Origin of the sequence: Salinivibrio sp. MA440 (assembly GCF_001996265.1) — a bacterium.
In the GTDB taxonomy this organism is placed as follows: Bacteria; Pseudomonadota; Gammaproteobacteria; order Enterobacterales; family Vibrionaceae; genus Salinivibrio; species Salinivibrio costicola.
In genome coordinates, this window is the sequence record NZ_MUFI01000068.1 from 1 (window position 1) to 11368 (window position 11368).

An 11368-nucleotide genomic window follows, 5' to 3' on the forward strand; every position below is an offset into this window, starting at 1 on the left:
GGTAAAATATAGTTGCGACGTGAATAGTGAGAGGTGGGTCAACAAATCCCCGTTATCAGTTCTCTCGAAAAAATGTGTGGTAAATTGACTGGGTACTAACTAGCCAGACGGTTTTGGCGAACCGTTCTACCACACACGTTCAATGAGAACATCAAACGGGGTATTGTTATGATATCATCTGACACCAAGATCAAGATACAGAATTTTGGTCGCTTCCTCTCAAATATGGTGATGCCCAATATCGGCGCATTCATCGCGTGGGGGATTATTACCGCACTATTTATTCCGACCGGTTGGGTACCCAATGAGACATTGGCGGCCATGGTCGGCCCCATGATTACCTACCTACTACCACTGCTGATCGGCTACACCGGCGGTAAACTTGTTGGCGGCGAACGCGGCGCTGTTGTCGGCGCGATTACCACCATGGGGGTGATTGTCGGGACTGACATTCCCATGTTTATGGGCGCGATGATAGTTGGTCCATTCGGCGGCTGGGCCATTAAAAAATTCGATGCTTATATCGATGGCAAAGTGAGAAGCGGGTTTGAGATGTTAGTGAATAACTTCTCTGCCGGTATTATCGGTATGCTTTGCGCGATTATCGCTTTCTTCCTCATCGGCCCGTTCGTAAAACTGTTGTCCAATGGTCTGGCTGCGGGCGTTGAATTTTTGGTCTCAGCGCACTTGTTACCGCTGACGTCGGTATTTGTTGAACCCGCTAAGATCTTGTTTTTGAATAATGCGATCAACCACGGCATTTTCTCTCCTCTGGGCATTCAACAAGCATCAGAAGCAGGCCAGTCGATTTTCTTCCTCATTGAAGCGAATCCAGGTCCAGGTTTGGGCATCTTGTTAGCGTACATGGTGTTTGGTAAAGGCACAGCACGTCAAACCGCAGGGGGTGCATCGATTATTCACTTCTTCGGTGGTATTCACGAGATCTACTTCCCTTACATTTTAATGAATCCACGTCTTATCCTTGCAGCCATTGCTGGAGGTATGACAGGTGTATTCGTTCTCACTGTGTTTGATGCAGGCATTGTGTCACCGGCATCTCCTGGCTCTATCTTTGCCGTGCTATTAATGACGCAAAAAGGATCGGTTGTTGGTGTCTTAGCGTCAATTATTGCCGCTGCCAGTGTGTCATTTGTGGTTGCCGCTTTGCTGATGAAAACGCAAAAAAGCACAGAGGGCGATGGTGACGAAGCTTCACTCGATGAAGCGACTGCGAAAATGAAAGACATGAAGACAGGCACGAAAGCAGATACCTCCGCTCCCTCATCCGCGCCCAAAGGCACGGTTAATTTTGCATCCGTTAAGCATATTTTGGTTGCGTGTGATGCGGGTATGGGATCCAGTGCCATGGGTGCCAGCTTGCTGCGCAAAAAAGTGCAAAGCGCCGGTCTAGATATTGGTGTCACGAATATTGCGGTTAATAGTTTGCCTGAGGATGCGCAGATTGTGATCACGCACAAAGACCTAACCGAGCGCGCACGTGCTCACGCCCCATCAGCTCACCATATTTCACTTAATAACTTCCTTGATGGTGAGGTTTACGGCCAGTTGGTCACCCAAATTCTCGCGGCAAAATACCCTGCAGCGAACGATCCGCAAGTGCTTAGGGTTCCTGATACTGCCGCGAATGACGATAGCTTCGAGCCAACGCCAGCGCCCACTTTTCAACTCCAACGTGAAAATATCCATGTTGGCTTAACGGCAACAAACAAAGAGCAGGCGATCCAATTTGCCGGCAATCAACTTGTCAAACTCGGTTACGTTGAACCTAGCTATGTCGACGCCATGTTTGAGCGCGAGGCATTAACTCCAACTTACCTCGGTGAATCTATCGCCGTCCCTCATGGCACCGTCAAAGCGAAAGATGGAGTCAAGAAAACCGGCATCGTGGTATGCCAGTATCCAACGGGTGTGCAGTTCACCGACGATAAAGACGATATCGCCAAATTGGTGATCGGGATTGCCGCCAAAAACGATGAGCATATCCAAGTTATTACCGCTATCACTAATGCGCTAGATGAACCTGATGCAATAGATACCCTCACCAGTACCGACAGTATTGACGAGATCCTCAATCTATTAAGTGATGAAAACGTCACTCATATGACGTCGTCCCATTAATCAGTCTGATAAGGAGACCACTGAGGTGGTCCCTTATATCCATCTTTTTTAGTTTGAGGTAAATATTATGAAAAATGCTGTTCATTTTGGTGCCGGCAATATTGGCCGCGGCTTTATCGGAAAATTACTCGCGGATGCCAATGTCGAGGTCACCTTTGCAGATGTTGATGCGCCCCTCATTGATCAACTCAGTCACAAACAAAGCTACAACGTCAAAGTGGTCGGCAATGACTGCCATATCGACACGGTTTCTCATATCACGGCGGTTAATTCGGCAAGTGATGATGTGATCGATAAAATCGTAAAAACGGATTTAGTGACTACGGCAGTGGGTCCCAATGTGCTTGATATTATCGCTAAGACCATAGCCACCGGGATTGAAAAGCGTTTTGAATCGGGCAATTTGGCGCCGCTGAACATTATTGCCTGTGAAAACATGATCCGTGGCACATCACACCTTAAGGGCGAAGTCTATAAGCACCTTGACCCCGCGTTGCATCAAAAAGCAGAGGCACTGATTGGTTTTGTCGATTCAGCGGTCGATCGTATTGTACCGCCCGCGGAAGCGGCGAACGATGATCCCTTAGAGGTTACGGTAGAAAGCTTCAGCGAATGGATTGTTGATGAGCAACAGTTCAAAGGCGAGATCCCTGATATCGCCGGTATGGAGAAAACGCAAAACTTAATGGCGTTTGTCGAACGCAAGCTTTTCACCTTGAATACAGGTCACTGTATCACTGCTTATTTGGGGTGCTTAAGCGGCCACCGTACCATTCGTGAAGCCATTACCGATCCACAGATTCATGCCGTGGTGAAACAGGCCATGCAGGAAAGCGGCGAAGTGCTTATTCAACGCTACGGATTTAACCGCGCCGCTCACCAAGCGTACATCGAGAAAATTTTGGGGCGTTTCTCAAACCCCTACTTGGTTGATGAGGTCGATCGAGTTGGCCGCCAGCCTATTCGAAAGCTAAGTCAGAACGATAGGCTTATCAAGCCATTACTGGGTACAATAGAATATGGCACGGATAACCGAGCGTTGTTAAAAGGTATTGCCGCAGCATTGAAATATACCAATCACACCGACCCACAAGCTGAAGAACTTCAAGCTTCACTGGCTGAGGTAGGCGTAAGAAAGACACTAGCGATATACACCGGCTTGGCAGAAGAGAGCCCTGAAATTGAGGCAATCAACACCCTGTACCAGCAATTGTAAACCGCGCACTTCACAGGGGGAGTTTAACTCCCCCGTTATAACAATAAGCAGTATTGAGTCTATGGCAGAAAATTTCGACGAAACAGACATCATTGAACGATTAAACCAAGCGACAACCGTGCGTGGCTTTTTTGTTGCCGCGGTCGATACGTTTGAAGCGTCTATTGATGGCTTAATCAAGCGGGTTTTTCGCAAAGATAACTTTGCAGTAGAATCAGTGGTGGGGCCTTTGCTGCATGACACGGGGCCACTGGGTGATCTTTCAGTGCGATTAAAACTCTTGTTTGGTCTAGGCGTGTTGTCAGATGACGCCTATCACGATATCGAACAGATTATTAAACTTAAAAACCAGCTAAGTAATGATGCTGACGACTACCACTTCACCGACCCTAACGTACTGGATGCGGTAAAAAAGCTTCGTAAAATCGACAATATGAGTATGATTCAGCGCGATATAGAAGCGCCAGAGGATGATGTGGATATTGAGTTTTATCAGCTACAACTGCAACGCCAGCAGCAGGTCCTCCGCTCGGGGCTTTCTCTTGTTATTGTCGAGATTTGCAACGAATTGAGCAAAGAAAGCCCGTTCTAGTACTAAACCGGCGTATAGGCTAATTGACTACCCGGCCAGCACTAACCATATACCAAGCGCTAGCGCTCCCCCTAAAACCAACGTTTCAAATAAGTAAGCCTTAATCGTGTTATACAATTTCATACCTAACCAATCCTTTTATTGTTCGGGTATTAAACCAAAATCGAGAGCAGACTGTCTATCATTATAGACAAAAAGCCTTGTGTAAGATCACACAAGACTTGACGTTGGCAAGGTTAGCTGCCTTTTACCAATCAAGCATATAGCTATCTGCTCTCATATACGGAGGCAATTGGAAAAGTGACCGTAAAACCATTCCCATGGTCGGAAAAATATGGGCTTCGAATCGCAATACTCGCTTGATGCTGCTCAGCAATGTCTTTGACAATCGACATACCCAAACCAGCCCCGTCGCCTTTCTCGGTATGACCGCGGAAGAATTTGTCAAAAATACGACTCTTAATTTCGTCCGGTATGGCATCGCCAGAATCAATCACTGCCACCACCACGGTATTGGCTGAGCAACTGGTGACCACACTGATAGATGCACCTTCTCCTGCATAGCGAATTGCATTATCAATCAAATTAGTAAACAAGACTGACAACATCACGGGATGGCCTTTCACCCACAGGAGGTCTCGTCCTTCAAGCTCTATTGACTGTTGTTGAGTCAATGCCATGGGCACGAGTGCTGCAATTTGCTCTCGTAGCAATGAGACAACATCAACATGAGTGGATTCCCTAGTTTTTTGCTGCTCTACCCGTGAAAGCATGAGCAATTGTTGGATAACGCGATCGGTTCGATCTATGCCAGCAAGAATATTGGTCAAATCGTTATCTCGCTCGGCTTTTGTGGCGGCAGATAAAGCGTTTTCTGCATTGAGGCGCAGTACCGCGAGGGGAGTTTTTAGCTCGTGCGCGGCCGTACTAACCAAGCGCTTTTCACGCACCCACGCATTATTTAGCTGAGAAAACAAATAATTTAGCTGTTTAACCAATGGCGCTAGTTCAACGGTAGGTTGTGCAACATGGATATGATCGAGATTATCGATACTGCGCGCAGCGATAGTATCTTTCAGCTCACCTAACGGTTTAAATGCGCGACTTACTAGAACGACCATAACCAGCGCCAAGAGTGGTATAAGCAACAGTTGAGGTAAACCAATGGTCAGTGATACCTCTGTCATCAGTTCTTGGCGAATAGCTTCTTTTTCCGCGACCAGCAAACTAGCTTGCCGTTCATCGGGTAGAGCGAAAACCAATGTAAAGGTTCGCCATTGTTCACCTGCCGCGGTGACCACATCGAATCCGGGGTTGCCCGATGTCCCTATCCATTGCACCGGTGCATTAGGGCTTTTGGCAATTAATGCATCATTAACACGGTACTGAAAAAATAAATTATCTTCGTAGGGGTGACCAAATGGTGTGGTCGTATCGTCATCTTTTGCGTTGGCAGTAATCGCGTTTAACCAATGGGTATAGCTTTGTGTAAAGTTATTTGGCGGCTGATCTCCCCAGTTCATCACCGATAGCGCCAAGGTTTTTGCCGATTGACCCAATCGCGCGTCATAAACTTCATTAATTTCATGGCGGGCTTCGCTGTAAACCAGTAACCATGAGATAAACATCATTAGGCCCACCGTGCATACAGTCGTAATCGTGAGATGGCGTTTTATTGAATGCGGACGTTGTCTATTATTTTTCAATGATATAGCCAACCCCGCGAATATTCTGAATTAAAGCACCACCGGTTTTTTTACGCAGGTTATGAATATGCACTTCAATAGCATTTGGACTAATGCCCTCATCCATACCATGAAGGGCTTGTTGAAGCTGATCTTTATTCATCACGCGTCCAGCATGTGCCATCAACGTCGATAATAATTTAAACTCATTAGGCGTTAGTCGAATTGGCTCGCCTTGCATATCGACGTCGCCAGTCGCCATCGACAAGGTCACGCCATGGCATGACATGGTGGTATCGGCATAACCAGAAATACGCCGAATCATGACGCGCAGACGCGCCAATAGCTCTTCGAGTGCAAAAGGTTTGATCATGTAGTCGTCAGCTCCACCATCTAACCCTTTCACACGGTCATCAATGTCATCGCGTGCGGTCAAAATCATCACAGGAATATCGCTATGTTTGCGGCGAATTTGACGCAACACAATAAGCCCATCAGTGTCTGGCAAGGTTAAGTCTAGAATGATAGCGGTAAAACTTTCGGTATTTAACAACGCATCTACACCACCGCCCCGCTGCAGCCAATCAACGGTGTAACCATGACGCTGCAGCGAAGCCTCCATAGACTCTCCTAACATGCAATCGTCTTCGACCAGTAACAGCCTCATTGCTGATTAATCTCCTTCAGTTTTTGGGCAATCTCTTGTTGCCGACCTTTATCAGCAAGACGACGCTCAGGTCGCGCTGGAGCTTTTTGTGCTTGCTTTAAGAATGCCACAGCGAGGTTGGTTTTTCCGGTATCTGCCAAAAATTCACCATAAAAATAGTTGGGATCAATACCTCTAGGGTTAATTTTGAGCGCTTTTTTAAAAAGTACGGCAGCCACATCGTCATCCCCAAATGCGAGCGGCCAGCCCGGCACTTTGTGGTACAAAGTCGCTAAGCTCGTTAGGGCCGAACCGTCCAGCGTTTCCGGCGCCTGTGTTACCACATCTTCAAGTAGGATTTTTGCATCTTTGACCAAAGCCAATGCCCCCATGCCACCGTCAACCCCGGCTAGCGAGCTCTTATTGATAGCAAGCCATATTTTCAGATCATGACGCGCTGGTTGGGCAAGGAGCGCAATTTGCGTATCATCGATTAAACGGTCGAAACACGCCACTTTGTCGTCACTGCTTTCGACAGTGTAGTTACATTGTGCCCAGCGTGTCTGGATCTTAGTCAAAATAGGGTCGGCCAGCGCTGTCGCACTGATCAAAGAACAACTGAGTGCCCATACGGTAATATACAACGATTTACGTATAGTCATGGTGTGACTCCTCTGTAACTGGCAAGTCTTGCGGCGTCATGGCGTGAAGATCAATGATATCTTTTTGTTTTGCGATCCCATGACCCACTAGCGATGGAAAAAGTTGATTCAGACGAACAAACAGCTTTTCGGGCCATCCGAGCCACGTCGCAAAGCAACGCTTTTCGATAGCACGAACAATGTGATTCGCTACCCACTCGGGTGAGTCCACATGATTTTGTAATTGCTTATTCATCGCCGTTGCACGTGCATCATTTAACGCCGTCTTGGTGGCTCGAGGCGCGATATAAATGGCACACTGCTGAGTGCCATGTAGCTCCCGATTTAACGCTTCGGTAAAGCGATACAGGCCTGATTTAGTCGCACCGTAATTGGCATACCCGGGGAAACCGATACCAGCAAAGGTTGAGCCAATATTGACAATCAGGCCTGTCGGTGCGAGCCACGTTAGTGCCTGTTTACAAAGCAAAATAGGCGCGGTTAGGTTGATGGCAATCTCATGTTCAATACTGACATCCGCGCGCATGGATAGGTAATTGAAACTATTTACCCCTGCATTATTGATCAGTATTTCTATTGGCGTACCTTGCTGACCCAGCCATCGTGCATGCTGATTCACCTTGTCTCTTCCTTCTACTGCACCAATGTCTGCTTCGATGATCTGATGACGCTCGCTATTCGTAAGCTGGTTTTTAAGATCATGCAACGCGGTAAAATGGCGGCCGACGAGCACAAGTATTGCGCCTTTTCTTGCCAGTGCATCAGCCAGTGCTCGGCCAATGCCTCCTGTCGCACCTGTTAGCAATATAATTGTGTTTTTCATTACCGCCTCCTATGCCACTTGGGTCTGTGTTGTGGTCATGGGAAGCGCTCGCAGCATTGATTCATACAGCGCATAAACACGGTTCGCACTGTCAATGATGGCTTGTTGGTCCGCGGGATCCGTTACCTTGTTCATCAAATCGGCAAAGTAACCAATGTGCTCTACGTCCAAGGTGCTGTGTGACGTTAAATACCGCATCGCTGTATCGGGTAGAGAAAGCGTTTGCTGGATCAATGCGGCCATCGAGCCGCCGATTGATACACTCGTACCTTCCAACACCCAAACCATGCCAAATAGAGCCATTGGATTTTTGCGATCAATTTGGTGATACAAATACGCCACCATCATCTCAATCCCTAACCCGACTTGACCCTCACCGCGGTTAGCCTTCGCTAATTCGGCATCAAAGCCACATGCGTGCAAGTCATCTAAGATCCACTCGTGGTGACCTTTCTCTTCTTCAATGTATGCGCCAAGCGCTTGACGTAACCATTCATAGTGCTCCGGCAACCGAGAACCACAGGCCATCAGCAATGGAACAGTATGCTTCACATGATGATAAGCCTGAACAAGGAAGGCCGTGTAGGTTTGCAGCGTGATCGCCTTATAGTCACAAGCCTCAATCACAGGTACACTTAGCATTGACGCTCTCGCCTGTGCAGTTTCTTTCTCTAATACATGGAAAAAACCTTGATTATCCATAAATCCTCCTAGGAATGTGCCGTGAGTGGCAGGGTTTCGTCAGTCAGTAATGATTGGGCCGACGTGTTAGGTTGCATCCCCAAATTGTTGACAAAAGACATCGCGTTTAGGGCGGCCATTTGCCGTCATCAAATGGGGTTGCTGATGAAAAGGAGCGGTAAATATCAACGCTCGGATCTGCGCATAATCGGGCAGTTGATGATTAAGCTGCATCAGTTGTTGCCTAGTGTTACCAAGTGATTCAGTACCAATTATACCGGTCAGATATTCCTTGCCCTCCCCGATCACTACCAGGTTGGTCAGCGCTGGATAGGCCATAGCTTCCGCCTCAATCCATTCTGGATGGATGTTGCGGCCAAAAGCCGTAATGAGTTGATTTTTCTTGCGACCTTTCACGTACAAAAAGCCGTCATCATCAAACTCACCGATATCTCCCGTCGCGACGGCGCCTTGGTGAGGGGTAAAGTCGCGATCCAGATAACCTGAGAATGTTGCGCCTGTTACCATAATTTCACCATCTGGTGCTAGAAAAACACGATTGTGAGGTAACGGTTTACCCACACTGCCAACACAATGGTGCTCGGAGGTATTCAAACTCACCACTGATCCGCACTCCGATAAGCCATAACCCTCAAAAACCGATAAACCAAGCCGACTTGCTGCGCGCAACAAGGCCGGTGCCACCTTTGCGCCTCCGACAGCAACGTGCTTGAGATCGGCAACCGCACCAGGATGCTGTTCACCAAGATGGATGACGGCTCGCAATAACGCAGGGGTAAGTACCAAGCTTTGCGGACGATAACGAATCAGTCCGCTCATCAATTGATTCAGGTTTAACTGGCTTGAGCCGATCAGCCCCAAGTCATTGCTGGATGGGATCACTGTCGTCACCCCAAGCAACAGGGGCACGTAAACGCCCGTAATATTCTCCAGTAGTGTGGACAAGGGAAGGACGACTAAATGACGGGAGGGCACTGCAGTGGTGGAGACGGTATTGGCAAGCGATACGCTAACGCTCTCCAGCGTGGCAGCGCTCAATACCACGCCCTTGGGAGAACCGGTCGAGCCAGAAGTAAACGTGACCTTTACGGCAGCAGGCAAAGCTGGCAGTGCGTCTACGTCTCGTGCATGGCATGGTAATCCCGCCAATGTAGTCACAGATTCGTGGCTTAATGCGACATCAGGGTGTAGCGAGCCAATCACCCAATCGACCCTCGCAGTCTCCAAGACATGCAGTTGTTGATCCGCCGTAAAAAATGGCGGGATCGGTACAATTGAAATGCCTGCATACGCAGCGGCAAGATCGATCAGTACCCAACTAACACTGTTGTCACCGGCAAGCCCAATCATGTGCGCATCTAGCGCCAATAGGGCTTCACTCAAAGCCCTGATTCGTTCCCAAAGCGCTTCGTAAGTCAATATCAGGCAGTCGCCAGATGCATTCGTCCCTTGAATGGCAACCTGATCAGATTGGGAGCTGGCATATTTAGCCAAACGTTCAAATAAGACGCGCATGTGCATTCTCCGTATGACGGTGTTTAGACGCGATTCGAGCCAACTGTTCAGCACCTTGAGCAAGGTTACCAGCACAGACACGAGGCATCCGCGTGTAGTAGTCGCCCCATTGGTCAGTGGCGGGTTGTAGGCGACTCGCATCCGCATTGGTCAGTAAATGGGGAGTAAGGCCAAAACGATGCATGAGTGCATATAGCGGTCCTGTCGCGGTAAACACACACCACAAGTATCCGTGGGATAGCAGCACATTCGCTAAAGCGTGGAAATGCGGTAGCGACGTCCCCGAAGAGAACGAGGCCAGTTGCCCAAATTCAATCACTGATGTACGCGTGATCACTTGCTGATAGTGAGTGCTGAGTACATCAGCAACATCATCGCCAAGGTATTGTTCGAGAAAAAGCGGCTGACACGCAGCGGGGCGATAACCGCATACCGACAATAAGCGATCGTCTTTCCCTCTCAGGCAGGACAAATAAGGCATGAAAGTGGTAATTGTCGCGTCGAAGGCTTGTTGATAGCGTTCAGCAATATACGCCTCTATTTCAGCGCGATTCGCTGAGTCTGGTGTAACAATGTCAAATCGACTCGCTGAATTAACCATAGCGGTGACATCCTTTATTGATTTATTGTCACTGAGCTTACGGCGCGATACTTAAGAAAAGCTTAAGAATCTCCTCCAGTCGATAAAAAACGCACCCCAAAAATCTATCCAATTGTAAAATATCACCTTTTTATTTTTTCCACCCTCTTAAGCGATTCTTAAGTTTCCTCTCATAGAATGAAGGCATAACAATATGAGAGGGAATTATCATGACAGCCAACACCACCCGACCATTTAAATGGGACAGAGTCGTCCGATTCAGCCATTGGATGATTGCTGCATTATTCTTTGCCAACATGAGCGTCACTGAAGAAGGCAGTGACATTCATCGCTGGTTTGGGTACGTGATCCTTGGGGCCCTTGTCTTGCGTCTGATTTGGGGAATGTTTACGCATTCAGAAGCACGACTCACCCGTTTTATGCCATCGCTTTCTGCCGCTCGTGCTCACTTCAGCAACCTTATAGATGGGCGTGATCACACAAGCTCAGGTCACAATCCTGCCGCGGCACTTATGATTTGGAGTCTTTGGGGATTGCTCCTCGTCACCATTTTGACTGGCTGGACAATGACGCAGTCAGGTGGAGAGCTCGAATGGTTAGAAGAAGTCCATGAGTTTGCTGCCAATGCAACTCTAGTCTTCGTCACGATTCATGTTAGCGCAGCCATTTTAATGAGTCGATATGGTATGCGTAACTACATAAAATCTATGCTCTACTAATATTAAGGATGTTTAAGTGATGAAGATAAAGAATTTAAGATTCACACACACATCAATAACGATAGTGA

Annotated in this window: 11 protein-coding genes; 4 read left to right on the forward strand and 7 right to left on the reverse strand. The window is 47.9% G+C overall.

All coding sequences use genetic code 11. The features are described 5' to 3' along the window. The first annotated feature begins 168 nt into the window (after nt 1–168). The 3 genes from BZG80_RS14970 to BZG80_RS14980 all read left to right on the forward strand — a co-directional run bounded on the left by BZG80_RS14970 (nt 169) and on the right by BZG80_RS14980 (nt 3947). Nucleotides 169–2139, forward strand: coding sequence for a PTS mannitol transporter subunit IICBA (locus BZG80_RS14970; RefSeq protein WP_077679711.1), 1971 nt, complete (start codon nt 169–171; stop codon nt 2137–2139). A 67-nt stretch (nt 2140–2206) separates the two neighbouring features. Next, nucleotides 2207–3355, forward strand: coding sequence for a mannitol-1-phosphate 5-dehydrogenase (locus BZG80_RS14975; RefSeq protein ID WP_021024436.1), 1149 nt, complete (start codon nt 2207–2209; stop codon nt 3353–3355). Nucleotides 3356–3416: 61 nt separating this feature from the next. After that, nucleotides 3417–3947, forward strand: coding sequence for an MltR family transcriptional regulator (locus BZG80_RS14980; protein WP_077577309.1), 531 nt, complete (start codon nt 3417–3419; stop codon nt 3945–3947). A gap of 266 nt (nt 3948–4213) precedes the next feature. Here BZG80_RS14980 and BZG80_RS14985 read toward each other — a convergent pair whose 3' ends face one another. From BZG80_RS14985 to BZG80_RS15015, 7 genes are all read right to left on the reverse strand, one after another. Beyond that, nucleotides 4214–5578 carry a sensor histidine kinase gene (locus BZG80_RS14985; protein WP_236719496.1) on the reverse strand — a complete coding sequence of 455 codons (1365 nt, stop codon included), beginning with the start codon at nt 5576–5578 and terminating at the stop codon, nt 4214–4216. Between the two features lie 64 nt (nt 5579–5642). Then, nucleotides 5643–6299 carry a response regulator gene (locus tag BZG80_RS14990; protein WP_077679712.1) on the reverse strand — a complete coding sequence of 219 codons (657 nt, stop codon included), beginning with the start codon at nt 6297–6299 and terminating at the stop codon, nt 5643–5645. After that, complete coding sequence (locus BZG80_RS14995) at nt 6296–6940, reverse strand: hypothetical protein (RefSeq protein ID WP_077679713.1); 645 nt, start codon at nt 6938–6940, stop codon at nt 6296–6298. The genes BZG80_RS14990 and BZG80_RS14995 overlap by 4 nt, the downstream gene beginning before the upstream one ends. Further along, nucleotides 6927–7763: an SDR family oxidoreductase gene (locus tag BZG80_RS15000; RefSeq protein WP_077679714.1), complete on the reverse strand. Its 837-nt coding sequence runs from the start codon at nt 7761–7763 to the stop codon at nt 6927–6929. Before BZG80_RS15000 ends, BZG80_RS14995 begins: the two co-directional genes overlap by 14 nt. A gap of 9 nt (nt 7764–7772) precedes the next feature. Next, complete coding sequence (locus BZG80_RS15005; RefSeq protein WP_077679715.1) at nt 7773–8465, reverse strand: TenA family transcriptional regulator; 693 nt, start codon at nt 8463–8465, stop codon at nt 7773–7775. Between the two features lie 66 nt (nt 8466–8531). Further along, entirely contained in the window at nt 8532–9980 is a 1449-nt protein-coding gene (locus BZG80_RS15010) for an AMP-binding protein (protein ID WP_158011561.1), read from the reverse strand. Beyond that, on the reverse strand, nt 9964–10581 hold the full coding sequence (locus BZG80_RS15015; RefSeq protein WP_077679717.1) for a thermostable hemolysin: 618 nt from the start codon (nt 10579–10581) through the stop codon (nt 9964–9966). Before BZG80_RS15015 ends, BZG80_RS15010 begins: the two co-directional genes overlap by 17 nt. A gap of 209 nt (nt 10582–10790) precedes the next feature. Between BZG80_RS15015 and BZG80_RS15020 the strand changes: the two genes are divergently transcribed. Then, on the forward strand, nt 10791–11300 hold the full coding sequence (locus BZG80_RS15020) for a cytochrome b/b6 domain-containing protein (RefSeq protein ID WP_077679718.1): 510 nt from the start codon (nt 10791–10793) through the stop codon (nt 11298–11300). The last annotated feature ends 68 nt before the right edge of the window (nt 11301–11368 follow it).